Origin of the sequence: Haloarcula marismortui ATCC 43049, assembly GCF_000011085.1 — an archaeon.
Taxonomy (GTDB): domain Archaea; phylum Halobacteriota; class Halobacteria; order Halobacteriales; family Haloarculaceae; genus Haloarcula; species Haloarcula marismortui.
The window spans coordinates 2,009,597-2,035,210 of sequence record NC_006396.1 but is presented as its reverse complement, the minus strand read 5'-3'; the positions used below and the strand labels follow the sequence as shown (position 1 = coordinate 2,035,210).

29 protein-coding genes are annotated in these 25,614 nt (G+C 60.6%); 20 read left to right on the top strand and 9 right to left on the bottom strand.

Annotated elements, in window-relative coordinates; translation table 11 throughout:
• Positions 1-220: 220 nt before the first annotated feature.
• Together RR_RS14185 and RR_RS14175 are read left to right on the top strand one after the other, a co-directional pair.
• Complete coding sequence (locus RR_RS14185) at positions 221-748, top strand: hypothetical protein (RefSeq protein ID WP_137440616.1); 528 nt, start codon at positions 221-223, stop codon at positions 746-748.
• Positions 749-1,307: 559 nt separating this feature from the next.
• Positions 1,308-2,045, top strand: coding sequence for a hypothetical protein (locus tag RR_RS14175; RefSeq protein WP_137440615.1), 738 nt, complete (start codon positions 1,308-1,310; stop codon positions 2,043-2,045).
• Positions 2,046-2,425: 380 nt separating this feature from the next.
• On the opposite strand, the gene RR_RS14170 is transcribed toward RR_RS14175, so the two are convergent.
• Complete coding sequence (locus tag RR_RS14170; protein ID WP_011224124.1) at positions 2,426-2,752, bottom strand: PhiH1 repressor; 327 nt, start codon at positions 2,750-2,752, stop codon at positions 2,426-2,428.
• A gap of 459 nt (positions 2,753-3,211) precedes the next feature.
• On the opposite strand from RR_RS14170, the gene RR_RS14165 reads away from it, so the two are divergent.
• Positions 3,212-4,204, top strand: a complete 993-nt coding sequence (locus tag RR_RS14165) for a tyrosine-type recombinase/integrase (protein WP_011224123.1) — start codon at positions 3,212-3,214, stop codon at positions 4,202-4,204.
• Positions 4,205-4,355: 151 nt separating this feature from the next.
• Here RR_RS14165 and nikR read toward each other — a convergent pair whose 3' ends face one another.
• Positions 4,356-4,766, bottom strand: a complete 411-nt coding sequence (nikR, locus tag RR_RS14160; RefSeq protein ID WP_004958951.1) for a nickel-responsive transcriptional regulator NikR — start codon at positions 4,764-4,766, stop codon at positions 4,356-4,358.
• Positions 4,767-4,886: 120 nt separating this feature from the next.
• Here nikR and RR_RS14155 point away from each other — a divergent pair, with 120 nt between their 5' ends.
• From RR_RS14155 to RR_RS14140, 4 genes are read left to right on the top strand one after another with little or no spacing between them, the layout of a single operon-like run.
• Entirely contained in the window at positions 4,887-5,525 is a 639-nt protein-coding gene (locus tag RR_RS14155) for an energy-coupling factor ABC transporter permease (protein ID WP_004958950.1), read from the top strand.
• Positions 5,525-5,839 carry a PDGLE domain-containing protein gene (locus RR_RS14150; protein ID WP_049939177.1) on the top strand — a complete coding sequence of 105 codons (315 nt, stop codon included), beginning with the start codon at positions 5,525-5,527 and terminating at the stop codon, positions 5,837-5,839. Before RR_RS14155 ends, RR_RS14150 begins: the two co-directional genes overlap by 1 nt.
• Before the next feature lie 3 nt (positions 5,840-5,842).
• Positions 5,843-6,634: a cobalt ECF transporter T component CbiQ gene (gene cbiQ / locus RR_RS14145; RefSeq protein WP_007189361.1), complete on the top strand. Its 792-nt coding sequence runs from the start codon at positions 5,843-5,845 to the stop codon at positions 6,632-6,634.
• Positions 6,631-7,443, top strand: coding sequence for an energy-coupling factor ABC transporter ATP-binding protein (locus RR_RS14140; RefSeq protein ID WP_049938977.1), 813 nt, complete (start codon positions 6,631-6,633; stop codon positions 7,441-7,443). The genes cbiQ and RR_RS14140 overlap by 4 nt, the downstream gene beginning before the upstream one ends.
• Before the next feature lie 41 nt (positions 7,444-7,484).
• Here RR_RS14140 and RR_RS14135 read toward each other — a convergent pair whose 3' ends face one another.
• Entirely contained in the window at positions 7,485-8,012 is a 528-nt protein-coding gene (locus RR_RS14135) for a phosphopantetheine adenylyltransferase (RefSeq protein WP_049919126.1), read from the bottom strand.
• Between the two features lie 137 nt (positions 8,013-8,149).
• Here RR_RS14135 and RR_RS14130 point away from each other — a divergent pair, with 137 nt between their 5' ends.
• The 3 genes from RR_RS14130 to RR_RS14120 all read left to right on the top strand — a co-directional run bounded on the left by RR_RS14130 (position 8,150) and on the right by RR_RS14120 (position 11,611).
• Positions 8,150-9,139: a VOC family protein gene (locus tag RR_RS14130; protein ID WP_011224121.1), complete on the top strand. Its 990-nt coding sequence runs from the start codon at positions 8,150-8,152 to the stop codon at positions 9,137-9,139.
• 82 nt (positions 9,140-9,221) lie between these two features.
• Positions 9,222-9,593 carry a hypothetical protein gene (locus RR_RS14125; protein WP_004958939.1) on the top strand — a complete coding sequence of 124 codons (372 nt, stop codon included), beginning with the start codon at positions 9,222-9,224 and terminating at the stop codon, positions 9,591-9,593.
• A 257-nt stretch (positions 9,594-9,850) separates the two neighbouring features.
• Positions 9,851-11,611, top strand: coding sequence for an alpha/beta hydrolase (locus tag RR_RS14120; RefSeq protein WP_011224119.1), 1,761 nt, complete (start codon positions 9,851-9,853; stop codon positions 11,609-11,611).
• A gap of 82 nt (positions 11,612-11,693) precedes the next feature.
• Here RR_RS14120 and RR_RS14115 read toward each other — a convergent pair whose 3' ends face one another.
• Entirely contained in the window at positions 11,694-13,976 is a 2,283-nt protein-coding gene (locus tag RR_RS14115; RefSeq protein WP_011224118.1) for a nitric-oxide reductase large subunit, read from the bottom strand.
• A gap of 175 nt (positions 13,977-14,151) precedes the next feature.
• Between RR_RS14115 and RR_RS14110 the strand changes: the two genes are divergently transcribed.
• Both RR_RS14110 and RR_RS14105 read left to right on the top strand, forming a co-directional pair.
• The gene (locus RR_RS14110) at positions 14,152-14,724 is read left to right on the top strand and encodes a YbhB/YbcL family Raf kinase inhibitor-like protein (RefSeq protein ID WP_011224117.1); all 573 of its coding nucleotides are present in this window, start codon (positions 14,152-14,154) and stop codon (positions 14,722-14,724) included.
• 198 nt (positions 14,725-14,922) lie between these two features.
• Complete coding sequence (locus RR_RS14105) at positions 14,923-15,102, top strand: HVO_0416 family zinc finger protein (protein WP_004515335.1); 180 nt, start codon at positions 14,923-14,925, stop codon at positions 15,100-15,102.
• 277 nt (positions 15,103-15,379) lie between these two features.
• Here the strand turns inward: RR_RS14105 and RR_RS14100 are convergent, their stop codons facing one another.
• A complete protein-coding gene (locus tag RR_RS14100; protein WP_004958931.1) occupies positions 15,380-15,877 on the bottom strand; it encodes a PadR family transcriptional regulator in 498 nt (165 codons plus the stop codon).
• Positions 15,878-16,009: 132 nt separating this feature from the next.
• On the opposite strand from RR_RS14100, the gene RR_RS14095 reads away from it, so the two are divergent.
• From RR_RS14095 to RR_RS14085, 3 genes are all read left to right on the top strand, one after another.
• Positions 16,010-16,360: an ArsR/SmtB family transcription factor gene (locus RR_RS14095; protein WP_004958928.1), complete on the top strand. Its 351-nt coding sequence runs from the start codon at positions 16,010-16,012 to the stop codon at positions 16,358-16,360.
• Positions 16,361-16,388: 28 nt separating this feature from the next.
• Positions 16,389-16,688, top strand: a complete 300-nt coding sequence (locus tag RR_RS14090) for a DUF7521 family protein (RefSeq protein ID WP_004958925.1) — start codon at positions 16,389-16,391, stop codon at positions 16,686-16,688.
• 81 nt (positions 16,689-16,769) lie between these two features.
• Positions 16,770-18,611, top strand: coding sequence for a UvrD-helicase domain-containing protein (locus tag RR_RS14085; RefSeq protein ID WP_004958922.1), 1,842 nt, complete (start codon positions 16,770-16,772; stop codon positions 18,609-18,611).
• 14 nt (positions 18,612-18,625) lie between these two features.
• Here the strand turns inward: RR_RS14085 and RR_RS14080 are convergent, their stop codons facing one another.
• The gene (locus RR_RS14080) at positions 18,626-19,738 is read right to left on the bottom strand and encodes an RNA ligase (protein WP_011224116.1); all 1,113 of its coding nucleotides are present in this window, start codon (positions 19,736-19,738) and stop codon (positions 18,626-18,628) included.
• A gap of 96 nt (positions 19,739-19,834) precedes the next feature.
• On the opposite strand from RR_RS14080, the gene RR_RS14075 reads away from it, so the two are divergent.
• On the top strand, positions 19,835-20,509 hold the full coding sequence (locus RR_RS14075) for an RNA ligase partner protein (RefSeq protein ID WP_004958916.1): 675 nt from the start codon (positions 19,835-19,837) through the stop codon (positions 20,507-20,509).
• Here RR_RS14075 and RR_RS14070 read toward each other — a convergent pair.
• Positions 20,506-20,760 (bottom strand): DUF7533 family protein, encoded by a 255-nt coding sequence (locus RR_RS14070; protein WP_004958914.1) that lies wholly within the window; start codon positions 20,758-20,760, stop codon positions 20,506-20,508. The genes RR_RS14075 and RR_RS14070 overlap by 4 nt on opposite strands.
• 112 nt (positions 20,761-20,872) lie before the next feature.
• On the opposite strand from RR_RS14070, the gene RR_RS14065 reads away from it, so the two are divergent.
• Positions 20,873-21,364 carry a metallophosphoesterase gene (locus RR_RS14065; protein ID WP_011224115.1) on the top strand — a complete coding sequence of 164 codons (492 nt, stop codon included), beginning with the start codon at positions 20,873-20,875 and terminating at the stop codon, positions 21,362-21,364.
• Positions 21,365-21,367: 3 nt separating this feature from the next.
• Here RR_RS14065 and RR_RS14060 read toward each other — a convergent pair whose 3' ends face one another.
• A complete protein-coding gene (locus RR_RS14060) occupies positions 21,368-22,432 on the bottom strand; it encodes a type II glyceraldehyde-3-phosphate dehydrogenase (protein WP_011224114.1) in 1,065 nt (354 codons plus the stop codon).
• A gap of 192 nt (positions 22,433-22,624) precedes the next feature.
• On the opposite strand from RR_RS14060, the gene RR_RS14055 reads away from it, so the two are divergent.
• Positions 22,625-23,578: an aminopeptidase gene (locus tag RR_RS14055; protein WP_049938976.1), complete on the top strand. Its 954-nt coding sequence runs from the start codon at positions 22,625-22,627 to the stop codon at positions 23,576-23,578.
• Between the two features lie 187 nt (positions 23,579-23,765).
• On the opposite strand, the gene RR_RS14050 is transcribed toward RR_RS14055, so the two are convergent.
• On the bottom strand, positions 23,766-24,179 hold the full coding sequence (locus tag RR_RS14050) for a DUF1648 domain-containing protein (RefSeq protein WP_011224112.1): 414 nt from the start codon (positions 24,177-24,179) through the stop codon (positions 23,766-23,768).
• 110 nt (positions 24,180-24,289) lie between these two features.
• Between RR_RS14050 and RR_RS14045 the strand changes: the two genes are divergently transcribed.
• Positions 24,290-24,943, top strand: a complete 654-nt coding sequence (locus tag RR_RS14045) for an HVO_0476 family zinc finger protein (protein ID WP_007189348.1) — start codon at positions 24,290-24,292, stop codon at positions 24,941-24,943.
• 1 nt (position 24,944) lies between these two features.
• The gene (locus RR_RS14040; RefSeq protein WP_049938975.1) at positions 24,945-25,568 is read left to right on the top strand and encodes a protein-L-isoaspartate(D-aspartate) O-methyltransferase; all 624 of its coding nucleotides are present in this window, start codon (positions 24,945-24,947) and stop codon (positions 25,566-25,568) included.
• The last annotated feature ends 46 nt before the right edge of the window (positions 25,569-25,614 follow it).

Genomic DNA, 25,614 nt, shown 5'->3' with positions numbered 1-25,614 from the left:
AGATTTCAATTCTCCCCACGGGGTCGCAGCTCGGAGATCATCTTCGATACGATATGCACACGAGACGAATCTACACGTGTGCATATCTACAGAATAAACCAGTCGTTTTGAGATCATAGCACCACAGAACCACATTGAACTCTCGGTTTTCCTGATATAGGGGGGTTTTCACAACTCACTCAACACAAGATATGAGGTTCGTGTGTACGAGTGAATGTATATGTCGGATAAATCTGAGGAAGATTCGGGGGTTGAACAGGATAATTTTGATATATGGGTGACAGAATATGAGCAAGCCGGTGAGGAGGGCCGATATCGAGATAGGATGATACATAACACATACTACTTGACGGTTATCGTCGGGGCGGCTTTTCTCTCTCAAATATTCCGATTGTGGAGCGGTTCAGAGTATCTTCGGTTATCTGTTCTAATGTCGATTGGAGGAGCAGTAGCGCTATTTCTCGGTGGTGTTATTCTGGCGCACGAATCGAAACGACATTCAGCTTGGTCGCTTCGAACTGATATAGAAACAAGATTTCACCGTGAAGAGATTAACACCCTCAGAATTCAGAAGAGGGTGTTAGGACAGAGTTCGAAATTCAATCTTGAAACAGGCGAACTGGAAGAGGCTGATCGTTGGATAGATCGTGTGAAGTCTGCTCGGCTAATTGGGAAAATTATGCTCGTTGGCGGAATAGTCGTTTGGATTTCCTTTGGGATGATCTCTCTTTTTAAGCTGTTTGCCTGAGTTATTATCTCCAACACCAATTCAAAGATATGCGAATCCGCGAAGACGGTAAGCACGCGCATCGCACGGATACCATCGAGCAAGCTGCTGAGTTCTGGGACTGCAACAAGACGAAGGCACTCATGCGGTCTGCTGAGTTTTCGTGGCGGATTGACGAACGAATACAGGCTGTTCTTAGCCGGGATGATCTGACTCTCCAGCAGAGGAAAGAAATCGCCAACACGCTTTGTATACCGGGAACGTACGAAGTTGAGACGGCCCAATCGATATCAATCAGAAAATAGCCAGGCCGACAGGAGGATATAGTTCAATAAGCCATATTTTATACCAGTGGACAGGTCACAAATTAGCATCTATGCCGGAGACAGGATCAACGGCTTCTACATTTTTTCTGCCAGTCTTAATACTAGTTATTGTTCAGTTCGCGAAAGTCGCACGTGAAGCTGACTTAACTACGATAGTCAAAGAAGAACATCCACCACTTCTGATTTCACCAATTACTAGTATATTGTTCGCTATCATCCGAGGGATTACCTGGGGCTTATTCACAAGTCTTGTAGTGAAACTCGTTTCAGATTCAATTGAAGCAAGACTTCAGTCGATATTTTATGAGAGGCTGAGACCACTTCTAGAACCGATACACAGTATACAAAGAGAGGCTTTGGAGAGGATCACCGGCAGCGACATTAAGGATGAATCTGAGAGGATACAATTCCTATTGCACTTCAGAAGACTCCGTCCCAGAATTTTACCGTCTCTGCCGATGATGCTCTTTCACCAGAAGCCTGACCCAGAGATCCCGCAGGAGCAAATAAGGACAGTCGAAGAAATGAGGATACGTACTATAGATCTAATTTATGCGGCTGAGGCACGCTTAACCCCAAACTTAGGGAGATTTGTATTCATCCACGGTATAAACAATGTCCTCTTGGTACTTGGACTAGTATTCTCCACAACACTCTTAACTGATATTGTTCTCTTAATTTCAGGCTCACTTACGGTTTTAGTATGGAGTGCACTACCTGTCTTCGAGATTGACGAGTACGATCTGCTACTCTCTGATGATACAGTCGTATTTTCACTCCCGACACATATTCTGTTCGTTTCTTTAACATGTATAATAATATATGGGGCTGGCAATAGCATTCAAATTCTCATTCCAATAGTTGACATTAGTTTCAGTTTCCAATATAGTCTAAAATCCGCTTTAGTTATTGTTGGACTGTTGACTATAACCTCCGTCTGGACGTTCTCTACCATATTAGAAGGTGAACTCAAGAATACAATCAATATATGACAGTATTAGAATAACAATTCAGATCTATTGAAACTGTTTTAATTATTGTATCTATTCGTTGATGGAATTTAACCTCGCAATACTTTTTTTTGCCGATGGCCGTGGCTGATTATTCGCATCCAGTCTTCCTTCCAAATACCGCAGCCCATACCCTGTGATATCGTAGTTCTGGAACTGACGGGTCAGTGGTTCGATCATCTGTGCGTACGTAAGCATCCGACAGCGTTCACGCACGCGGCCTACAGAGGCACGAAGGGATACTTTCTGTGCGATATACCGCGGTGATGACCAGCCTTCGGCTTTCAGTATTTCGAGGATTCGTTCATCCAACGGGACCATCCATTTGGCGGGCTTACGTGACATGATTCAGGGCAACGTCGTCAGCTGTTGATTCCGGGACCGTCAGGTGCGTCAGCTCCATTCTCCTCGTCAGTGGAATTTCCACGGTTGATATACCGCTCCTTTCCTGCGTCGTACTCTCCGTTTAGATATGCCTCCCCTTCCTCAGTGATTACATACACCCCATTTGCCAAGGGTTGGAGGAGATCGTGATCAGCGAGTTTTTTCAGTCTTCGAGAGACTGAGGATTTCGAGATCCGTATCTCATCACGATCTTCCAGTTCTTTCGGCGAGCCGTTTCCTTCCTCGTGGATGATCTCAAGGATTCTGTCGTCCCAAATTGTCATCCACGAGCCAGACTGTCTCATTGGTTGCCCGTATGGGATAGCATCTTGTTTGTACTGGTAATGTTCTACCTATCCCATATAATACTGCTATTGAAACAGCGTTGCATTTATGCAACAGTAGGTACTTGGTAAGTATGCGAAGCACCCTACTCGGTCGAAGATGACTCTCCTTGGTTCGTGACGAACGGGCGGTCTGGTACACCGCCCGAAAAGGTGGCTTCGCGCTCTGTAGACCATGAGCGAATCCACCATTACGGGGCTACAGCCCCGCACGAACACCGAAGCATCGCAATCGAATAGTTCTGACGACGGCAGTTGCGCCACCTGTCGAGCTGACGCTGACGGGATTGATGCACGGACCCTCAAGCCGATCTGTTCAGGCTGTGCGACTCGTCGCTTTGATCACGGGCGGTCAGTGCGCGGAGGTGAGCAGGTGTGAGTAACGATCTCCAACCACTGAAACCGGGCCGCGCCGTCGATATGTACCTCAAGGCCCGACAGGACGAACTAACGGAATCAACGATCCAGTCACAGGAGTACCGGTTAGAAGCCTTCGAACAGTTCTGCCGCGAGGAGGGTATTGAGAACCTGAACGACCTTTCGGGCCGGGATCTGTACGCCTATCGTGTTTGGCGGCGTGAAGGAAACGGGAAGGGCCGCGACGAGATCGAGCCCATAACCCTCCGCGGGCAGCTGGCCACGGTCCGTTCGTTCCTCCGATTCGCTGCTGAGGTAGATGCAGTTCCCGAGGATCTTCGGACGAAGGTCCCACTGCCGACGATCAGCAACGCTGGCGAGGTGAGTGCATCGACGCTCGACCCAGAGCGCGCCGATGTAATTCTCGACTACCTCCAGATGTACAAGTACGCATCGAGGGTCCACGTCATCGCCCTGTTGTTGTGGCACACCGGAGCCCGCATGGGTGCGATTCGTGGGCTGGATATCGATGACTGCGAACTCGAACAGGACAATCCGGGCATCCAGTTTGTCCATCGCCCACAGACCGATACGCCGCTAAAGAACGGGGAGAAGGGACAGCGATGGAACGCGATCAGTGATCACGTTGCCAACGTTTTGCAGGACTACATCGACGGGCCACGTGAACCGGTTTTCGACGAGCATGGGCGTCGACCGCTCGTTACGACTCCGCAGGGTCGTGCTTCCACGTCGACGTTCCGGACGACGATGTACAGAGTCACTCGGCCGTGCTGGCGGGGAGCGGAATGCCCGCATGACCGCGATCCGGAAGAGTGCGAAGCTACGTCGAATCGCAAGGCTTCGACGTGCCCATCCGCTCGGTCACCACACGACGTTCGGAGTGGCAGGGTTACCGCGTATCGGCGCGAGGATGTCCCGCGCCGTGTGGTGTCGGATCGACTGAACGCGAGCGACCAGATTCTCGACAAGCATTACGACCGCCGTGGCGAGCGTGAGAAGTCCGAACAGCGCCGTGATTACCTCCCTGAAGTGTAACAATGATTCACCGACTTACTTTTAGTAACCGCATGACGGAACCGCGAAACCGGCAGGGCCCATTTCTGCTGTCTCAAAACTTGTAATATGGCTATCTGCTGGACTGAATAGCGTTATTGCTTCGGGCCCGCCTCCGCTCACCGTCCGCTGCTCACTCGTCGACAACGACGACCTTGACCTGTTGGACGCCACCAATTGCCCGGAGTCGGTTGGCCAACTCGGTGATTGTGCCACCCGCGCCCTCAACGACCAGCGTCTCCATACAGGTATCGTGGGAGAGATGAATGTGCTGGACAGAGGTGATGATGTCGGCCATGTCGTGTTGGACTGTCTGGAGTTCGTCAGCGATGCCTGAGACGTGGTGGTCGTGGACAATGACAATGGTCCCATGGTGGTGTTGCTCGTCACCGGATTCCCACTCGTAGGTCGCAAAGAAGTCACGCAGCGAGTCGCGTATCGCCTCCGACCGACTCGCGTATTCCCACTCGTCGACGATGCCGTCGAGCCGGTCGACCATCGACGATGGAAGTGTCAGACTTATCCGGTCGAGATCGTCACTCATGTGTGTCGATAGGGCGGGGCCCGCATATGGATATCCGGGCTTCGGTAATACTCACCCGCCGGCAGTAATACTGCCCGATGAAAAAGTATTATTACTGCGCCGGGACCAGACTTGGGTAGCATGCATATTCCCGACGGATATATCGATCTCCCGCTTGCACTGCTGTTCGGTGCGCTTGCGGTCGTCGTTTTGAGCGTCGCTGCAAAACGCGTCAGCGGTGAGATATCCGACGCGCGCGCACCGTTGCTCGGCGTCGTTGCGGCGAGCATCTTTGCTGCACAGATGCTCGACTGGCCGATTCCGGGCGGGACCAGCGCTCACTTCGTCGGCGGCGCGTTCGCGGCGATTCTCCTCGGCCCGCATCTGGGCGCACTCTGTGTCGCGACCGTCGTCACGATTCAGGCGCTCGTCTTCGGTGACGGCGGGCTCGTGGTGCTTGGCGCGAACGTGTTCAACATGGCTGTCGTCGAGGTGTACGTCGGCTACGCCATCTATCGCCTGCTTGTCCCCTACGGTGAGTTCCGGGCCGCCTTCGCTGCGGGGTGGCTGGGAATCACGGCCGGTGCACTGACCGCCGCGTTCCAGCTTGGCCTCTCCTCGGCGTTCCAGTACCAGTTGCTGACAACGCTGTCGATAATGGGCGTCGGGCATCTCGTGCTCGGGCTGATTGAGGGGGCCATCACCGCCTCGGTCTACCGCTACCTCGCTCGCGCTCGCCCCGACCTCCGGCCGAACGCCGCTTCAGAGGTGAGCGCATGATGGCTCGGAACCGCCCCGACTGGCTGCCTCGTGCGCTCGCCGCGCTCTTGGTCCTGACATTGCTTGCGCCGGTGTTCGGGTGGGCAGCCGGGCAGGTCGGCTACGCCGAGCCCCTTGAGAACGCCGCCGAGACGACAGGTGCGACAGAACACGCCACCGCCGTCGGTACCGCCCTGTTCCCCGACTACGGTGTCCCCGGACTCGGCGGCGCGACCGGGACGTTCGTGTCGGCTGTCGTCGGAACGGCACTGACGCTCCTCCTCGGTGCTGGCATCGGTCGTCTGCTCGGGGCGGATACCGACCAGCGGCAGTAGCTGATGTCCGGTAGAGACCTGCTTGACCGGACCGTCGCGGCTATCGCGGCCAGCGCTCAGTGGTTCCTGCTCGCGGAGGACCTCCCGGACCGGGACGGGTTTCTTCAGGCCGTTACGCCGACGGTCAAACTCGTCGGCGTCGCGACGCTCGTCGCCCTTACCGTGACACAGCGGACACTGGCAGTCGTCAGCGCGCTCGCGCTTGTTGCCACAGTGCTCGCGGCGCTGTCGCGGGTCCCCGTTCGGACCTTTCTGGGTCGCCTGACTGGCCCGCCGGCCTTCGCGCTCGTGGTCGTCGCGCCGCAAGCGTTCTTGATGGGTGGCCCCTCGCTGGGGTCGCTCCCACTCTCGGCCGCTGGCGTCGACTACGTCCTCACGTTCGCCGTCCGCGTAACTGCGTGTGTCGGTTTCCTGTCCGTGCTGCTGTTGACGACCCGTTTCGCCGACCTGCTGGCGGCGTTTCGCCGGCTCCGAGCGCCGCCCATTGCCGTCTCACTGCTCGGAATCACGTACCGCTATTTGCTCCTCTTTTTCGCGGAACTCGAACGTATGGTCCGGGCCCGCCGGAGCCGAACCATTGCTGAGCCGAGTCTTCGCCGGAACTGGCGCGATTCGGGACACTTCGTTGGCTCGTTTCTCGTCCGGAGCTTGGAACGCGGCGAGCGGGTCCAGCGGGCCGCTCGTGCCCGTGGCGGGACTGGCTCGACACCGGCACAGCCCCGGGAACCGCTCGGGCGGGCCGACTTCGCCTTCGGATTGGTCGTCGCACTCGCCGTCGTGGTGGTGGTCGCGTGACTGCCATCGAGGCGACTGCCCTCCGGTACGCCTACCCCGACGAAACGCTGGCCGTCGACGGCGTTGACGTGTCTATCGAGCACGGCGAGCGTGTGGCATTGCTCGGCCCAAATGGGGCTGGCAAGTCGACCCTGCTGGAACTGCTGGGTGGGTTAGTCGACCCCGACGGCGGGCAGGTACGGTACTTCGGGGCGACGACCGACGCCGATACCGTCCGCAGCCGTCTGAGCGTCCTCACGCAGAACCCTGCGGACTACCTGTTCAACCCGACCGTTCGCGAAGACCTCGCCTACGGGCCGGCGCAACTCGACTGCGAGCGCGCGGAGGTTGACCGCCGCGTCGAGCGAGTCGCGGACCGGCTTGACCTCGATGGCCTCCTGTCGAAGCCGCCGTTCCGACTCAGCGGCGGCGAACAGCGTCGAGCCGCCCTCGCCAGCGCGCTCACCGTCGAGCCCGACGTACTGCTGCTCGATGAGCCGGTGAGCAACGTCGATGCCGCGAACCGGGAAACGATTCTCGACCTGCTCGACGAACTCGCGGCCGATGGCGTCACGCTTGTCGTCTCAACGCCGGACACCGAACTCGTCCCACACGTCGCAGACCGGGTGCTGTTGCTCGACGATACTGGCACGATTGCTGCGAGGGGGACGACCCGACGTATCCTGACCGACACTGACCTGCTGCGGGACTGTGACCTGCGCCCGCCGCAGGTCGTCAGACTGTTCGAGGGTCGAACAGTGGACGTGCCGCTGACTGTCGATGGTGCCGCCGAACGGCTGGATGCGGCTGGGTTAGATACCAGAGAGTGACGGCATAGCGCATGGAGACACTGGAGCCTATCAGCTGGATCTCATTCCGACGCGTCAAGCAAGCGGCCGTGCACGTCGATTTCGCCGTTCCGAATCCGAGTACTGCTGATTCGTGTGCCGTCTTCGGCGACGACGAACGGCGGCGTGTGGATTTCCAGCGGGTGGAGCCCCGACTCCCGCCGCTGCTGATTGAGTTCGTAGGCGCGGCGCTGTGCCTTTGCCTCCGGCGAAGCGACGAGCGCATCCACGTCCGCCCGTGTCGCGGCCGGTCCCTGCGTGTCGTCTAACCGGACAATCTCATACGTGGCGGTGTATGGCTCACCTAGCTGGTCTAGCTCAGAAGCGAGCGCGCTCCGACGGTCATCGTACGCACCCAGCTGCTTGACGTGTGTTGGGTCGCTACGCGTCTCTGTGGCCAGTTCGGGGCTCGTCAGACCGACGATGACGTGGCCGTCGCCACTCCCGTCGTGGCTTGCGGTCTGAAACGCTTTGTGTAGGAGCGCCCGGTGGCCGTTGTGAATCGGTGTGAAGGTCCCGCCGAGAATCGCTGTCCGGTCCGCGTCTGCCATACGCGAATGTCCCACCAGCATCATATATAGCTGCTGTCCGTCGTATGACTCGTCAGCGCCAACTGCTTCCATCGACTGTAACCCGGTAACACTCGCGTCAGCAGTCACTCAAGTAGTTCCGGCACGTATTGATACCAATGACCGAAGTCACCCCCACACCGGGTATCCACCACGTCACATGCATCGCGAGCGACCCGCAACAGAACATGGACTTCTGGGTCGAAACGCTTGGACTCAGGCTCGTCAAGCGCTCGATCAATCAGGACGACCCCAGTACGTATCACTTCTTCTTTGCCGACGCTGAGGGGAACCCGGGAACGAGCATGACGTTTTTTCCGTGGGAGGACCACGCACAGGGGAAGGTCGGCTCCGGACAGGTCTCACGCACCGCGTTCCGCGTTCCCGAAGGGAGTCTCGATTACTGGGAGGGCCGCTTTGACGAGTACGGCGTCGACTACGACGACCGCGTCAAGCGGTTCGGCGAGACTGTCCTCCCGTTCCGCGACCCGGACGGGCTGCCGGTCGAACTGGTCGAAGTCGAGATTCCTGACGACGACCCGACCGAGCCGTGGACGGAGTTCGTTCCCGAAGACGCCGCTATCCGCGGCTTCCATTCCGTAACGCTGTGGCTCGCTGACCCCGAACCCACAGCGGACCTGCTCCAGACGATGGGCCTAGAGGAAGTCGGGACGGAGCAGGCACAGGGGGATACGCCTGGCGACGAGCGGACCCGCTTTGCCGCGACAGGCTCCGTCGGGAAGTACGTCGACGTGTTACCGACAATTCAGGGTGGCCGACAGGGCCACGGCACGGTTCACCACGTCGCCTTCCAGACGCCGACTGACGAGGACCAGCAGTCGATGCGCGAGGCCGTCCGCGGTGCGGGGCTACGCCCCACGTCACAGATCGACCGTCACTGGTTCCGGTCGGTCTACTTCCGGGAATCCGGCGGCATCTTGTTCGAACTCGCCACAAGCGGCCCCGGCTACGACAGCGATGAACCGCTTGACGACCTCGGTGGCCGGCTGGTGCTGCCCGGGAAGTTCGAGGGCCGACGCGAGGAAATCGAAACGGGGCTCACGGACGTGACGATTCCCCGGCCAGCGGCCGCCGAAGCCGACGACTAACACCGACGAACCGACCGGTATACGCCTCATTCTTCCTGTTAGCCTGTGAGTAAATATGAGTGTCCGGACTGTCCCACGTTATATGTCCACAGAGGGGCAGGAGTACGTTATCGCGCCGTGGGGTGAGAGCGAGTGTGAGACGACCGATGTCACGGTCGACTTGCCGTCCCGAGAGCTTGCAGCCCAACTGGAAATCCCGACAAGTGTGCTAGACCGCATGGCACAGCTCAGCGACAAACACGACATCCCAGTGACGCAGGCGCTCGGGGAGCGACTGGAAATCAACCGGGCGCGGATGTCGCTGTATGCCGCGAAGTCGGTTGACGACGTGGCCGCCGTCCAGCAGCACCTCACTGACGCCCGTGAGTACCTGTCCGGCGTCGAGACGCTCGATACCGACGACCTCGAAGCCGACATCGAACATCTCTGGACCAACGAACTCGGCAGCGCATAATCCCGTCGGTGAAGTGGACAGCGGACGAGAGCGGCTATGTGTCCCCATAGCGGCTTAGAAAGTGGTTTACTCATACCCTGGACTAGTTGGTAATGAATCGGGAGATAGGGCGCGGTACAATACGCGAGGTCGAATTCCGTCCCCGTAGCACTGGTCAGAGTGCCCTTTTCAGGTTTTCTCTCAATTCTTTACCGTTGGCTTGGAGTTTACAGTAACTTTAATTCCCTGAGTATCTCACCTGTGTCCGTAGAATTATAATGAACGATAATAGACGACTTTGGATCGTAGCTGCAGTGTCGTTGCTCCTGATATTCGGCGGGAGCGGGCTCGCATGGACAGTGCAAACAGACGCCGGTTCCGTGGAGGTTCGCGACGTGACGTTCTCCGGGGCCAACGGGACGATGATGAGCGGGACGCTGTACATCCCCGAGGAGGCGAGCAGTGCGTCCCCACAACCGGGGGTGCTGGCCGTCCACGGGTACATCAACTCGAAAGAGACGCAATCGCCGTTCGCTATCGAGTACGCGAGACGGGGCTTCGTCGTGCTCGCTATCGACCAGACCGGCCACGGCTACTCGGACCCGCCAGCGTTCAACAACGGCTACGGTGGCCCCGACAGCCTCGAATATCTCCGGTCGCTGGACTACGTCGATAACGAAAACATCGGGCTCGAAGGCCACTCGATGGGTGGCTGGACTGTCATCACGGCGGCGGCGGCCCATCCGGACGGGTACGAGTCGATGGTCATCGAGGGTTCCTCGACTGGGTCGAACCGTGCCCCCGAAGGTACTGACTCGTTCCCACGGAACCTCGCCGTCGTGTTCAGCGAGTACGACGAGTTCGCCCCGTTGATGTGGGGGACGGCGAGTGCTTCAGACGTTGAGCAGAGCGAAAAACTCCAGACGGTGTTCGGTACGGACAGCGCCGTTGAAGAGGGGCGCACTTACGGCAGCGTCGAGGACGGGACCGCACGGCAACTGTACACGCCGGCAACGACCCATCCCGGCGACCACTTCTCGACCGCAGCCATCGGCGCGTCCATCGAATGGCTCCAGTTCACGCTCGAAGGTGAGGACGAAATAAATCCTAGCAACCAAGTCTGGTACTGGAAATCGCTGGGGACCTTTATCGCCCTCATCGGCGGTGTGCTGTCACTGTTCCCGGCCGGTGGACTGCTCATCGAGCGGGCATCGACTGACAGGCTTCGACGGGAGTACCCCGACGGGAAGGGGATGACCGGCGGCAAGCGGTACGCGGCGGCGCTCCTCGCAGCGGCCATCCCGATTGTGACCTACTTCCCGCTGCAGGACATCGCACCGGCGGTCATCGGGCTCAGTTGGCTGTTCCCACAGCAGATCAACAACGGCGTGATCGTCTGGGCGCTGGGGAACACGGTCATCACGGCGGTGCTGTTCGCGGTGTGGCATTACACGAGCAACGCTGACGACCCGTCGGTGTCGCTGGCGAACTACGGCCTTGACACGGGCGATGGCGCACGAACGCTCGGCATCTCGGTTCTGGCCGGTGTCGCTACCGTCGGTGTGTTGTATCTGCTGGAAGCCGTCGTGGCGTTCCTGTTCCAGACGGACTTCCGTATCTGGGTGTTCGCCATCAAACTCCTGTCCCCGGCGCAGTTCCGGATCAGCGTCTCGTATCTCCTGCCGTTGTTTGCTTTCTTTGTCGTCCTCGGTGCGCTCCTGCACGGCCAGCTCCGTCCCGAGGGCGAATCCCGCTCGCTCCGCCGGGCGATGGCGACGAATTGGCTCATCGTCGTCGGTGGGTTCGTCGTCCTGTTGGCGATTCAGTACATCCCGCTGCTGACCGGCCAGCCCCTGCCGCTTGGCCACCCACTGCTGACAATCTTGGCGCTACAGTTCGTCGCCTTGCTCAGCATTGTGGCCTTCGTTAGCACGTACTTCTTCAGAAAGACGGGTCGGGTCTGGGTCGGCGCGACGATCAACGCCGTTCTCGTGACGTGGGTTATCGTTGCCGGGACGGCGACGCAGTTCCCCGTCTAGACCCGGCGTTTCCTTCTCTATTCGCTCTCGGTGACGGTGGCGTTCCGGCCGTGACGACACACAGCCGAAACCGGGCGGTAACTCAGTCGTCGCCCATCACACCCTCCGCGACGGCCATGTCCTCGACCGTGGGGTCATCCTCGGACGCCCGGAGGACGAACCGCTTGCGGATCAGGTCGGCCGCGTAGATGGCCGTCCCGAGAATGATGAGCGTGTCACCGGGGAGTCGCGCCCAGAACAGCGTCTGGACGAGCGGCTGGTTGTAGAACGCCACGCTCCGGGCCGCGGCGTAGCTGCCGGTGAACGCCGCCTCCAGCTGGAGGAAGCCCACGGGCAGGACGGAGACGAACACCATCAGTGCGAGGCCGACGTTCCAGCACCAGAACGCCGCCCGGAGCCAGGACCCGTCCCAGCGACCGGGTTTGATTGCGAGCTGGAGCATGTAGGTGACCATCCCCAGCGCGAGGAAGCCAAAGGCTCCAAACATCGCGGCGTGGGCGTGGCCGACCGTGAGGTAGGTGCCGTGCTCGTAGTAGTTGATCAGCGGGAGGTTGATGAAGAACCCGAGCACGCCGGCCCCGACGAAGTTCCAGACCCCGCTGGCGATGATGAACATGAACGGGAGCTTGTAGGGGAACCCGCCGGTCTCAGACATGGCCCGGTACTGACCCAGCGCCTCATAGAGGATGAACACCAGCGGCAGCAGTTCCAGCGTCGAGAACACGCTCCCGATGGGGACCCACATGTCGGGCATGCCGACCCACCAGTAGTGGTGGGAGACGCCGATGACGCCCGTACTCATCACCAGCAATGCTTGCAGCATGACCGCCTTCTCTGCGCTGCGGCGGCTCAGTAGGTTCATCGACACCAGCGTCAGCCCGATGATGGCGACGATGAAGAACTCGAAGGCCCCTTCGACCCACATGTGGACGACCCACCAGCGCCAGAACTCCGTGACGGCGATGTTGGTCTCGGGGGTGAAAAAGAACCCGGCGGTAAACAGCAGGGCAATCGAGCCGCCGGCGTACAGGATCATGTGCGCGAGGCCGAACACCGGCTCGCGGTCCAGCAGCGGCTTCAGGCCCCGAATCGAGAGGACGGCCCACAGGCCGAAGCCAACGAGCAGTCCGACCTGCCAGAGCTTCCCGACTTCGAGGTACTCGAGGCCCTCGTTGCCGACGACCCACCAGAGGTCACCGAAGTAGCCGTGCGAGCCAAGCCAGATGCCGCCGAGGCCGCCGACGGTGACGACGACGATGGCCCCGAGCAGGATGTCGATGTACGTCGACTGGCGTTTTGGCTCGTGGCCGGTCAGCAGCGGCGGGAGGAACAGTCCCGCGCCGAGCCACGTCGCGGCGATCCAGAGAATACCCAGGTCGATGTGCCAGGTCTTCGCCATCGCGAACGGGAGGAGCTGGAGGATGTGGACGCCGAAGATCTCCTCGATACCGAAGAAGCCGGCCCGTTCGATGTAGAAGTGGGCGAGCAACCCACCGAGTAACACTTGCGCGAGGAACAGCCCGGCGGCGACTGGGATGAACCGCAGGGCGGCCCGCTGGCTGGGAAAAATGCTCACGTCGCCCGGTTCGGGAACCGAGAGGTCGCCGGCGGATGGTTCCGGGAGACTGACGGCGTTGTAGAGCCAGATGCCGCCACCGGCGGCGGCGACGAGGAGGACCATAGCGACGACGCTCCAGGTCATCGCCGCGCCGGTCGCGTCGTTCCCGGCGGCTGGCTCGTAGGGCCAGTCGTTCGTGTAGGAGTGTTCGCCGCCTGGGCGGTCGGTGTGGGAGAACCACGCCGTCCACATGGCGAAGTCGGCGAATTGCCGGGCGTCGGCTTCGGAGTCGATCATCCCCTCGGGAACGCCCCGTTCGTGGCTCCCCTCGTGGTACCGCTCGACGTACTCCTGCCGGACCTGCTGGTGGGCGTACAGCTCCGCGGCGGAGTACTCGATGTTTCCGCCCTCATACTCTCCACTGAGGTCCTGTTTCACGTCGTCATCGACGGCGGCCTGTTCAGCCGTCGACAGCGATTCGTACTCGGTCCCGTAGCGCTCCTCGGCGTAGTACGTCCGCATATGCTGGGTTTTCAACTCCAGCGAGTCGGCGGTGTAGTCCGCACCGTAGTACGCGCCGTTCCCGAGAATCGACCCGTGGTTCATCAGCCCGTTTTTCTGGAACGCCTTCTTCCCGTCGCGGATGTCCTCACCCGTGACGAGTGTCTCGCCGTCGGGTCCGACAACCTGCTCCGGGATGGGTGGCGCTTCCTGATACGCGATCCACGCGCCGGCCCCCATGACGATGAGGTTGAAGACGAACGCGGCGGCGATCACCTTCGCGATTGTTTTGCGTTTGAGCTTCATGTGGTTGGACCTCCAAGACCCCAAAATAAGAAGGGAAGAAGACGTTCTCAGTCGCTGGCGACGGGAGGGAACATGTTCGCCCTGATAGGGACTAGTGGTGTCCCGTCCCCGGATTCGATGTGGGACGTGGCGGGGTATCACAAGGCAAATTACTACCTGTCCCTCCCACTCTGATATGCGCCGTCGCCACTTCGTCCAGACACTCGGGGTGTCAGCACTGGTCGGGAGCGCGGGCTGTGCCGAGCAGTCGGACGACACAACATCGGCCTTCGAAGTGTCAAGCCCCGCGTTTAGTTCCGGAGACGAGCTTCCGGCCCGATTCACCTGCGATGGCGACGGCGTTTCGCCGCCTTTTGTCATCGAGCGCGTCCCGGAGCCGACGGCAGCGCTTGCCATCACAGCCGAGTACGACGGTGGTGTGTTCAGCCAGCCGGTGTTCTGGACGCTGTGGAACGTTCCACCGGGGACAGCGCGGATTCCGGCCGCGCTCCCGCGCGAGCCGACCCTTGATACACTCGGCGGCGCTCGACAGGGAACACACCCCCCCAATGATCCGGGGTACGAACCGCCGTGTCCACCGGCCGGACAGCCCTACGAACACCGGTTTCAGGTGTATGCACTCGGCGAGGAGCTGTCTATCGAGGGTGGAACCGAACAGGAACCGGCGACGGAGGCCATCGCAAACGCACTCATCGCTAGCGCCCGTCTCACTGTGGACTACACTCACCCAGCTGCGACCGAAAGCTAACGAGCGGCACCCGGACGCGAGCGGATCCAGCACGCCGTCTGAACGACTCTCATTTGTTGCTGTCTGCTGGGTGTACGGCTCCTGAGTGGCACAGCCCGCTGTAACTGACCATCTCGTCGCACGTGGCGCGCCGCTAATTATGGCAATGTTTCACAATACCATTAAACCTATATACTGATGTGCTATACCATATCATGTATGGCGTCCGCACCGAGTAGTGACGATATGTTCGACGAGTTCCTCTCCCAGCGTGGCCACGACGTGGACCAGAGTGGTTGGGAAGAGAGCTATAACAAGAAGCAGTGCCCTGATTGCGGCGGTCTTCACGAGTCGACAGCGGCACAGTGCTCGGTGTGTGGCTGGACACCGGTACGGTAAGGATACTCCGCTTTTCGGTCTTCCACCTTTCATCCGAGAGCGACAGTACCGACCTGCAGAACCGGCAGTTCGCTCTCTGCCGAGCTGTGCCTCACGCCGTCGCTTGTCGGGACAGCAACGGTATAGACAGTCGGAACTGCGTTACAGTGCGCAGAAAGGAAGTGGGGAGTCTTTGCGTGGCCAGCCGGCGGTTGGGGGGTCGTGTGCCAGCGGGCCGACCGGTTCGTAGCCGACGATTGGGGGGTCGTGTGTCGGCGAGATAACCGGTTTGTGGTGGTTACAGCGCATCGAGCGACGCATGGAGGAACAGCCCGAGCGCGAGATGTTGGTATGCGGACGTCGCAATCTGCTCTTTTGCAGCCGCATCGTCCGCGATTCCGTACTGTTTCGTCTGGACGAGTTCGTGCATCTGGAGCGTGCCATCCGCTTCTAACTCGTGCAGCCGGGGGTACACTGTCCCCGGGCTCAGTTCGGCACCGAACTGGGCTTCCAGTTCCTCCATCAGTCCGGTCCCGTGGGTGCCACCATCGGCGACTGCGATCATCGCCAGTAGGATCTCTTCCAGACTCTGTGTGACCAGGCCGTCATCGACCGCGGTCTCGCCGTCGACGACGTCGTCAATGACCGGGTCCAACAGCGACTCCGTGATGGCGTCACGACTGGGTGGGTCATGCGATTCCGGGCGCTCTGTATCGCCGAGAGGGGTCACTCGCTCATCGGCGTTTCGGCCCTGCATCTTGCCCGTCGTCACGCGACGGAGGTTGTCTCCGGACATCGTCTCACCTGAACGCAATCCGCAGTGGAAGCTACAGGGGCTATCGTCATATAAACGGGGCAGTGTTTTCTGAACGTGAAACCACCACAGTGCTCGAAAACGCTTATATAATATGACGCGAATCTTGGTGTAGTGGCTGAGGAACAGAGCATCGAGGAGATTCTCGATACGATCGGCGACCAGCACGCGCGCCGTGTACTCGCCGCAATCAGTCGAGAACCGCAGTCGGCGAAGGAACTCGCAGAGGAGTGTGACCTCTCATTGCCGACGGTGTATCGACGTATCGAACTGCTCGACGAGTACGACCTCATCACCGACCGGACGCTCGTCGCCGAGGACGGAAACCACTACAAGGTGTACGAGTCCAACTTCGAGTCGACAGTCATCTCGCTCGAAGACGAGGAGTACAAAGTACGCATCTATCGGGAGGAGAACCTCCCGGACCGGTTCAGTCAGCTCTGGGACGAGCTGAACCCGGAATGAGTGTGCCGACCAGTGAACGGGTGACCGCATGACGACTGGCGTGGCTATCGCACGTAGTGTGCTCATCCTGATGCGGATGGTGGTGTTCGGGCTGACACTCGGTATCACCCTGATTAGCTTTCAGGCCTACCGGAAACGCCCGTCAGAACGCCTCCAGTACGCGTTTGTCGGTTTTGCGTTCATCAGTATGGGCGTCGCTATCTCCAGCGTTATCACGCAACTGAGCGCCGGTGAGACCGGTGCCATCGTTCGCGTGTTCTTCCAGATGTCGGAGACGATCCCGTTTATCATCGGGTTCGCGATGTTGTACGTGTCGCTGTACCGGTGAGAAATCTGCTTGGGATCGCCTGTCACTTGCCGTCCTCGTAAAGCACGTTGTTTATTTGGCCGCGGTCCCACTACATGTTCAATGACTGATTCGACCACCGAGGTTGTCCGCCTGTTCGGTGGGCCCGGTAGCGGGAAGACGACGGCGCTGCTCGACCGCGTCGACGAACTGCTGGAAGACGACGACGTCGATTTCCGTGACGTACTTGTTGTCTCGTACACGCGTGCGGCGGCCGCCGAGATCCGTGAACGGCTCGCGGACCGACTCGGGCTGTCCCCTCGTGCCCTTCGCGGGAACGTCTGTACGATGCACGCGAAGGCGTACGAACTGCTGAACCTCTCTCGTGGCGATGTCGTTGGCGAAGACGACAAGGAAGCCTTCTGCGAGGAGTTCGGCATCGAGTACGAGGACGAATACGAAGGGTCCCGGCGTCGGTCGGCCCGCTCGACGACCCTCGGGAACAAGATCATCGCAACGAGTCAGTGGCTCCAGCGGACCCGCCGTGACGTCGCCGACTGGTACGATGTCCCGTTCAAGTGGGACGACGAGGAGGTCCGACTCCCACCCGAGATCGACGACAACGCCCAGACCGGGAACAAGTACACGCCGACCTGGCCAACCGACGACGACCGTGTTGACGTGCCAAGCGTCATCCGCGGCTGGCGCACCTACAAAGGCGAGAACGACCTGACCGGCTTCGCAGATATGCTCGAACGGGTCGCCCAGCGCTCGCTGCTCCCCAACGTCGACTATCTCATCATCGACGAGTTTCAGGACATCACGACGTTGCAGTACGACGTGTACGACGAGTGGAAACCCCACATGGAGCGGGTGCTCATTGCCGGCGACGACGACCAGGTCGTCTACGCCTGGCAGGGCGCTGACCCCGACCTCCTGCTTGAGGAAGTCGTTACCCAGGACGAGGTCCTTCCGAACTCCTATCGGCTCCCCTCGCGCATTCTGAACGTCGTCAACCGCGAAGTCCGCCACATCGAGAAGCGTCAGGAGAAAGACCTCAATCCGCGCAAGGAGGGCGGCCGCGTCGAGGCGGTCCAGAACCCCTCGATGTTTGACCTCTCACGGAATGTCACGCGGACCATTGAGCAGTCCGACGAGACGGTGATGGTGCTGTTCCGCGCTCGCTACCAGATGTTCCAGTTCATCGACGAGTTCATCGACAACGGGATCCCCTTCTCCTGTCTCACTGACCAGCGGATGTGGACTGACCGCCTCACCCAGTACGTCAACGGGCTCGAAGCCGTCGAAGCTGACGAACCGCTCACGGTGCTCGAAGCGCGCCGGCTCGCTGACATGCTCGTTGACTCCGCCTTCGGGACGGGCGAGCGCGACGACCTCTTTGACGCGCTCGAAGAGATCGACGAGTCCCACGAGGACGAAGACATCGCCGATATCGAAATCGAACCCGACGTGGTTCAGGAGCACGTCCCGTTCCTCCCCGATTCGGCCTCGGCAGGCGACATGCTCCGGAAAGTGACCAACTTCCAGGAGCGGACCGTCGACGCGTACTTCACCGGCGACTACACCGGAATGGACGCCGACCGTGTTCGTGTGGGGACTATCCACTCCGCGAAAGGTCGTGAGGCCGACCACGTGTTTGTCGCGACCGACCTCACGGAGAAGGTCGTCGAACAGATGGCCGCGACTGTCGACCAGCAGGGTATCGAGGTGCCCGGCATGGAAGAATTCACGAAACACACCAGCCCCATCCCGACGCTGACCGACAACGAACGGCGCGTGTTTTACGTTGGGATGTCCCGCGCCCGCGAACGGCTTGTCCTGCTTGAGAATCTCGTCGACGGCGCGCCGACGCTACCCATCGACGTGTTGCTGGAGAACGAGCCAAGTGACCGCTCTATCGAGCAACTGCTTGACGACGCCAGCGAGACCCTCGCGGCTGACTGACGCGGCCGATTTCCTTACTCGTCGATTGTTCCACCCTCCAGGTAGTACCTCGTCTTGTCACGCGTTGACTGTGCGATCTTTGTAAATGTGACCACCCGCTGGTCACCGTCGGTTTCGTCGTGCTCGACGTGGAGTTCCAGCCCCTGGTCGTGGAAGTACGACAACAGGTCGTCGATGGTTCTCGGGTCGCCGCGAACGGTGTGCGTTTCGCCGACCGGGTCGCCCGCGTCAACCGCCCGTACCGTCTCGACTGCAGGCTCGAGGATGGCCTCGCCGAGTTCTCGTGCCCGCTCGCGGACTGCTGCCGGCGACTCGCCGCGTTCGACCGCCTGAAAAGCTTCCCGTATGACGCGCGTGAAAACGAAGTCCCGCCCGTAGTCGAAGGGTAGTTCGAACGCGTGTTCGAGGTCGGCCCGGTGGATAGCGCTCGTTGTGTACTTCAGCGCCGTCTCCCCGTCGGCCGATTTCAGGACCACGCCTTCCCGGCCACGGGCGTTCAGGTCGTCGATCCGTTCGCGGGCAGCGTCGACGGCCGCCGTCGGCGTGAACGTCCCGTAGTGGCCGACGCTGTCGAGGCCGTAGGTCGTACACTGGTCGAGTCGCCGTTCCACACCCATCGGTGTCCCGGTCTCGCGATGGCGGATGCCGAACACGTAGAACCCGACCTCATCGACCTCGCTGTAATCGTGGTCTGTGTAGGGATTCTCCGGCCCGACGAGTTCGCCACACAACATCTGCTCCGGGTGGTCATCGAAAAACGCCTCGGCGTCCAGCAACGCTTCGACCTTCCGCGTGGTGTAGGGGCAGACGAACCCGCTCCGGGTGAACGCCAGGAGGTCGCCGTCGATCCGTGCAACTCTGACGTTGTAGCCGTTGAGTTTCTCCTCGATGGCGACGGGGCCGTCGAACGTCTCTCGGATCGCCGGTTCGAGGACGAGCGCACGCGGCATCGACGGATAGCCGCGAACGATCACGTCGCCGACGAGCGCCGTCCCGCGCTCGACACCGTGACGCTCGTCGCTGAGATGTCGATACCGCTGTCCACGAAACCACTCGGTATCGAAGTGTTCCAGCAGGTCCTCGGGGCCGGTGTCGATATCGAACAGCGACCCCCAGTCTCTCGACATACGTGTTTCTTGTTGACATGACACTAAAATACTGCTGGCGAGCGTTACTACCGTACCTGTCAGAGAGCATTAGTGGCCGGCTATCGTAGCGCTAGTATGGTCGACCGCCCGCTCAAACAACGGTTCGTCCTCGACACGTCGCTGTTTCTCACCCCCGAAATCAGGAGCGGCGACGAGGACCTGGAGGCGGCCTGTCTGGACCTGCTCGATCTCATCTCGGAGGCGAAACTGGTCCACAACATCTCCTGTTACATGCCACCGTCGATACAGGCGGAACTGACGACAATGCTCGAAGACCGGGCCATCAGCGACGAGGTGCTGACGAAACTCGACACATGGGTCATCACGAAGTCACCGGCTCACCACGAGGTGCGGATTCCGGCGGATCTCGTCTACGAGTTCATCGACGAGATGTCTGAGCGGGTCGACCGTGGGCTGCGCGTCTCGGAGAAGGCCGTCCGGAAGGCCGAGGAGTCGCGGGCCGAAACGGTCGAGGAACACGACCACATGACCGAAGTGGACAAAGTCATCTCGGACCTGCGCGACGAGTACCGGGACACGCTCCGACAGGGCGTGCTCGACTCCCGCGAGGACTTCGACCTCCTGATTCTCGCACAGGAACTGGACGCCGGCGTCGTCACGGAGGACCAGGGCATCATCAACTGGGCAGAGGACTTCGGACTGCGGTATCTCAAGGGCCGGAACTTCCCGCCGCTGCTCAGGGAGTATCTCGCCGCCGACGATCCGGACCGCTGGCGCGACGAGAGTTAGTCGTCGTCGCCACTGTCCGGTGGGTTTCCGCCGGGGAGCGCACTGCGCGCCCGCCCAGCGATTGCGCCGGGGATATCTGTCGGGGAGGGAGCGACCCACTCGATAACCAGTAAGGCGGCGGCTAACCCGAGAAAGACCGCACCGATCGCTGTTTGGCCGCGAGCGAGGTTGTCGACGCCGAGGAGGGTGACCCGCGCAGCGAGTACGACCGCAACCATCAGCTCGATTGTCCCGATGAGTCCCCGTGCCATCGGCTGCCGTAGGCGGTGACTAAACAAAAACATCGCGCCTGCGTGACGACTTGCGTCCGCACCAGCGCCGAGGGACATACGTTCAAGTCGCTGCCGGCTGAACCTCGCTGGTATGCAAATCGGCATCGTCTCGGATACGCACGACAACGCGTCGGAGGTCGAAGCCGCAGTTGAGACGTTCGCTGACACGGGCTGTGAGACCGTCGTCCACTGCGGCGACTTCGTTGCGCCGTTCTCCGTGACACCGTTCGACGGCGACTGGTCGTTTTACGCTGTGCGCGGCAACAACGACGGCGAGTGGGCGGTCCAGTCCACCGTCAAGGAGTTTGGCACGTACTTCGGCGAGATGGGTGAGCTGACAATCGACGGGCACACAATCGCAGTCTATCACGGAACTAGCGGGGAAATCGTCGACGCGCTGGTCGAGTGCGGAAGCTACGACTACGTTTTCCACGGGCACACGCACGAACGCGGTTCCAAGGAGCGTGGGGGTACGGTCCGAATCAACCCCGGTGGCATTTCGATTCCGCCGGCGCCCGAGCCGTTTTCGGTCGCGACGCTCTCGACGGAGACTGGCGAGGTCAAATTCCACGAACTGGGGTGAGAATCAGTCGTCGGCGTGACTGTCGACGCGTTGCGGGCTCCCGTCGTGTTCGACGAGGCCGCGCCCGACACCGAGGGCTTCGTCGGTCCGGCGGATGCTCTTTTCAGCGCTTGCGGTCCGCTCTGAGAGCGCGCGAACGGCGTCGATGTTCTCCGGCACGACATCGGCTTCCTGGTGAATCGCCTGGAACAGATAGAGGTCCCGCCCCTCAACTGTGATGGATTCGGCCCAGATACAGTTCTCCCACACGTCACCACGCGGGCGACCGGCGTCACGGGTGTACTCTTTGAGTTTCCCTGCGCCGTCGATACCGAGCGTCTCCGGGATGAGGAACAGCCGCGATTCGTCGGCGAGCAGCGCCGTGACCTCCTCTGTGGCGGGTTCGCTTTCCAGCGTGACGTTGACGCTGTGGGTGTGCATCTGCGTCGTCGGGACCTTCATGCCCATCGTATCGATGTCAAGGTCGGGAAAAATCGTCTGGACGTCGGGACCGTGGTGGGAGGGGATTTCGACGGGGTCGGGGAGTGTGTCGTTGATCGGGCCACGACCGGTCTGGCCCGGGTCGGCACCGCGCCGTACCAGTGTCACACGCGATTTTTCAACGCCGTATGATTCCCTAAGCGGTGCGAGCAGGCGTGAAAGGCCCGTTGTATTGCATGACACGACGCGGGCCGTATCAGCCCCGACTGCCTTCTCGTAGTTGGCGCGAGCGTTGAAGCTCACGTCTGCCACATCGGCGTCCTCTCCACCCTGGAAGATGGCCGGCGTGTCATGTTCGGCGTATAGCGACGCGTTGGCCGCGCCGACGCCACTTGGCGTGGTGTCGACGACCACGTCGCTCGTCTCGATAAGGTCATGGACCGTACCGGCCGTACCGAGATCGGCTTCATCGAACGGTTCGCGGCCGTCCGCGGCGTAGAGATCATAGCCGCGGTCGTCCGCGATAGTTGCCTCGAAGTTCGGCGAGCGCTTTGCGACGCCCGCAACTGTCATATCTGGCTGGACACGCACCGCGTCAGCGACGCGTTTCCCGATGGTGCCGAAGCCGTTGATGCCCACGTGGAGCATACACGTCCATCTCTTCGGGGAGAGTATATTCTTTGTGATTAATTTATGGAGAAATTAACTCAGATAGTTGTACCTCTGGATATTGTGATCTTTTAGCACGAATTACCAGAAAACACTGAGATGGTGCGTGTTTCGCCGGCATACGCCGGCAGTCTATCAAGAGTTATTCAGCCGGAGTACGCAATCAGTTGTATGGACAACTCGTCGCTACGCGCGCCCGCAGAAACCGCCGTCAAACAGTGCCTGAACCTCCAGTCCGACGAGTCATGTGCCGTCATCACTGATGACCAGCGGAAGGCGATCGGCGAGGCGCTGTATCGCGTCGCCGCAGAGATTACCGACGACTCTGTTTTTGTGCGCTACCCGCCGGGCGAGCAACACGGTTCGGAACCGCCTGCGCCGGTCGCCGGCGCGATGGAAACCGCCGATGTCGTGCTCGCGCCGACGACCAAGAGCCTGAGCCACACCGAGGCCCGGACCGACGCCAACGAGGCCGGCGCTCGCGTTGCGACCCTGCCCGGCATCAGCGAGGGCGTGTTCCTCATGGGGTTAGACGCCGACTACCACCTCATTGAACAGCACTGCGAGGACGTGCTGGCACAGGTCGACGACGCCGAGGAGATCCGGGTCACGTCCCCCCAGGGGACCGACATCACGTTTGGTATCGGTTCCCGTGAGTGGCATATGGACACCGGCATTGTCCACGAGGCCGGCGAGATGTCGAATCTCCCTGCCGGCGAGGTGTTCCTCGCCCCTGAAACGGCCGACGGAACGTTCGTCGTCGATGGGACGATGCGCCCCCACGGCAAACTCGACGGGAAGCAACTCACCTTCGAGGTTGAGGACGGGTACGTCACGGACATCGACGACCCCGATATTCGCGCACAGGTCGAGGACGCCGCTGACGAGGTTGGCCGAGACGCCTACAATCTCGCCGAGCTCGGTATCGGCACAAACGTCGCCGTGACCGAACTCGTCGGTTCCGTCCTTCTAGATGAAAAGGCCGGTGGCACGGTCCACATCGCTATCGGCGACGACCACGCGATGGGCGGCGACGTGCACGCGCCGATTCATCTCGACGGGATTTTGACGGAACCGACCGTGTATGCGGACGGCGAGGAAGTGGAACTTCCTCGCGTCGAGTGAGCGGCGACGCCGCGAACGTGGAGAGGTCGTAGACCTCCCGGAGCCGAGCGGTGAATGAAATGAACCGCGAGGCAGGCGAGGAAGTGGAACTTCCTCGCGTTGTATCGTGCTACGCGACGAGAACGGACTCCAAAGTAACGCAAAGACCCGTGAGTAGCGGACGCTGACTGACAGCCGACCGCCGCTATCAGTCTGCGTATTCCGCCTTCAACGCGTACGCGACCATGACAACCGCCCAGACGAGCGACCCGATGAGGACGAGGTCGAACGGCACCGGGTAGCTGAGGTTCCACGCAAGCACAAGCCCGTGTACCGCACCCATGAACGCCATCGTTGCGACGGTGATAGTGGCCGCCACCTGCGGCACGTCTGGCGGGTCATAGCGGAACGCACCCTTTAGGACGAGGAGGGTTGCAAGCATCAGAACTGGCATGAGAACGACACCGACCGGCTTCGAAACGTAGGTATCGGGCGTGCCCGACGCGGAGAAGTGAATTGCGATTTCAGCGGGGAGGCGCGACCAGACTGTGAGACCAGCTATGGTTGTCAGGCCGATGATGACACCGCTTGCGATGTCGGCACGGCTCTGTTGGCGTGCCATACTCGGCGTTTGGTCCGGCGGCACAAGAAGGACAGCGTGACTGTGCGAGTGAGAACCACGAGCAGCGCCGTGGCGACGACCATTTAGGGGAGCACAGTCAACGGCTGTATATGACAGACGCTACACCGGGCGACCGCATCGCCCTCCCGTGTCCGGCCTGTTCGCCGGACCTGGAAACGGTTCACGAGGTGCTGAAGCCGGGCGGCCACGTGACGGTTCGTTGCACGGACTGTGACCACGTTCACAAGGAACAGCTCCCGGAAGAAGAGACACTGCAGCGTAGTGTCGTCGTCTCACAGGACGGGGACTCCTTCACCGCCGAGGTTGACGTGCCGGCCGAAGAAGAACTGTCCGTCGGCGAGGAGTTCCTCCTAGAGACCGAAGAAGCGGTTGTGACTGCGCGCATTACCAGCCTTGAGACCGCGGACGGCCGCGAGGACGAGGCGGCTGCCGAGGACGTCGAGACCATCTGGTCGCGGGCCGTCGGCAACGTTTCGGTCAACGTCACGATGCACCCGAAAGACGGGACTCACGACGAGACTGAGAGCTTCAAACTCCACGTCCCCGGCGACTACGAGTTCGTCGTCGGCGAAACCGAGGAGTTCGGCGAGGAAGAGTTCACCGTCGAAGGGATTCACGTCCGCGACGACGCCCACGGCTACGACCACGAGAACATGGACCACGACGGCGACATGGGTATTGCGAAGGATATCAACCGACTGTACGTCAGGGACGAGTCGACCACGGCGTGGTCGGCCTGGTAGGATGGCCGACTGGGACCGGCAGCGGTCGCGGCTGTCCGACCGTCTGCGAGAACGGGTCGCCGACGAGGATGTTCTCGCGGCGATAGCGTCGGTTCCACGCCATCAGTTCGTTCCGGACGACAAGCGACACGATGCCTACGCCGACCGTCCGCTCCCGATCGGGTCGGGCCAGACGATTTCTGCGCCGCACATGGTCGCAATTATGTCCGAGTTACTCGACCTGTCCCCCGGAGATCAGGTACTGGAGATCGGCACGGGCTGTGGCTACCACGCCGCGGTGACTGCTGAGCTGGTCGGCCCAGAGAACGTCTTCAGCGTGGAGTACCACGCGACGCTGGCAGACGAGGCACGCGAGACACTAGCAGCGACCGGCTACGGCAGCGTTTCTGTTCGAGCCGGTGACGGCAAGCAGGGGTGGCCAGAACACGCGCCCTACGACCGGACGTATCTGACCTGTGCCGCGCCGGATTTCCCCGCCCCGCTCGTCGAGCAGACCCACGATGGTGGCGTCCTGCTGGCTCCGATCGGCGACGGCCAACAGCGACTCATCCGAGCGGAGAAACAGGCTGGCGGCACGCTCGAAAAAGAGGATCACGGCAGCGTCCGGTTCGTCCCGTTGCAGTAGGGTTTTCGACAGACACGGCCGTTGTCGCGCCATTGATATAGCTCCG

Excerpts from the sequence above, each read along its gene's own strand:
- RR_RS14185 (WP_137440616.1), top strand. The coding sequence starts at position 221 with ATGTCGGATAAATCTGAGGAAGATTCGGGGGTTGAACAGGATAATTTT.
- RR_RS14170 (WP_011224124.1), bottom strand. The coding sequence starts at position 2,752 with ATGAGACAGTCTGGCTCGTGGATGACAATTTGGGACGACAGAATCCTT.
- RR_RS14165 (WP_011224123.1), top strand. The coding sequence starts at position 3,212 with ATGTACCTCAAGGCCCGACAGGACGAACTAACGGAATCAACGATCCAG.
- nikR (WP_004958951.1), bottom strand. The coding sequence starts at position 4,766 with ATGAGTGACGATCTCGACCGGATAAGTCTGACACTTCCATCGTCGATG.
- RR_RS14155 (WP_004958950.1), top strand. The coding sequence starts at position 4,887 with ATGCATATTCCCGACGGATATATCGATCTCCCGCTTGCACTGCTGTTC.
- RR_RS14150 (WP_049939177.1), top strand. The coding sequence starts at position 5,525 with ATGGCTCGGAACCGCCCCGACTGGCTGCCTCGTGCGCTCGCCGCGCTC.
- cbiQ (WP_007189361.1), top strand. The coding sequence starts at position 5,843 with ATGTCCGGTAGAGACCTGCTTGACCGGACCGTCGCGGCTATCGCGGCC.
- RR_RS14135 (WP_049919126.1), bottom strand. The coding sequence starts at position 8,012 with ATGGCAGACGCGGACCGGACAGCGATTCTCGGCGGGACCTTCACACCG.
- RR_RS14130 (WP_011224121.1), top strand. The coding sequence starts at position 8,150 with ATGACCGAAGTCACCCCCACACCGGGTATCCACCACGTCACATGCATC.
- RR_RS14125 (WP_004958939.1), top strand. The coding sequence starts at position 9,222 with ATGTCCACAGAGGGGCAGGAGTACGTTATCGCGCCGTGGGGTGAGAGC.
- RR_RS14120 (WP_011224119.1), top strand. The coding sequence starts at position 9,851 with ATGAACGATAATAGACGACTTTGGATCGTAGCTGCAGTGTCGTTGCTC.
- RR_RS14115 (WP_011224118.1), bottom strand. The coding sequence starts at position 13,976 with ATGAAGCTCAAACGCAAAACAATCGCGAAGGTGATCGCCGCCGCGTTC.
- RR_RS14110 (WP_011224117.1), top strand. The coding sequence starts at position 14,152 with ATGCGCCGTCGCCACTTCGTCCAGACACTCGGGGTGTCAGCACTGGTC.
- RR_RS14105 (WP_004515335.1), top strand. The coding sequence starts at position 14,923 with ATGGCGTCCGCACCGAGTAGTGACGATATGTTCGACGAGTTCCTCTCC.
- RR_RS14100 (WP_004958931.1), bottom strand. The coding sequence starts at position 15,877 with ATGTCCGGAGACAACCTCCGTCGCGTGACGACGGGCAAGATGCAGGGC.
- RR_RS14090 (WP_004958925.1), top strand. The coding sequence starts at position 16,389 with ATGACGACTGGCGTGGCTATCGCACGTAGTGTGCTCATCCTGATGCGG.
- RR_RS14085 (WP_004958922.1), top strand. The coding sequence starts at position 16,770 with ATGACTGATTCGACCACCGAGGTTGTCCGCCTGTTCGGTGGGCCCGGT.
- RR_RS14080 (WP_011224116.1), bottom strand. The coding sequence starts at position 19,738 with ATGTCGAGAGACTGGGGGTCGCTGTTCGATATCGACACCGGCCCCGAG.
- RR_RS14075 (WP_004958916.1), top strand. The coding sequence starts at position 19,835 with ATGGTCGACCGCCCGCTCAAACAACGGTTCGTCCTCGACACGTCGCTG.
- RR_RS14070 (WP_004958914.1), bottom strand. The coding sequence starts at position 20,760 with ATGGCACGGGGACTCATCGGGACAATCGAGCTGATGGTTGCGGTCGTA.
- RR_RS14065 (WP_011224115.1), top strand. The coding sequence starts at position 20,873 with ATGCAAATCGGCATCGTCTCGGATACGCACGACAACGCGTCGGAGGTC.
- RR_RS14060 (WP_011224114.1), bottom strand. The coding sequence starts at position 22,432 with ATGCTCCACGTGGGCATCAACGGCTTCGGCACCATCGGGAAACGCGTC.
- RR_RS14055 (WP_049938976.1), top strand. The coding sequence starts at position 22,625 with ATGGACAACTCGTCGCTACGCGCGCCCGCAGAAACCGCCGTCAAACAG.
- RR_RS14050 (WP_011224112.1), bottom strand. The coding sequence starts at position 24,179 with ATGGCACGCCAACAGAGCCGTGCCGACATCGCAAGCGGTGTCATCATC.
- RR_RS14045 (WP_007189348.1), top strand. The coding sequence starts at position 24,290 with ATGACAGACGCTACACCGGGCGACCGCATCGCCCTCCCGTGTCCGGCC.
- RR_RS14040 (WP_049938975.1), top strand. The coding sequence starts at position 24,945 with ATGGCCGACTGGGACCGGCAGCGGTCGCGGCTGTCCGACCGTCTGCGA.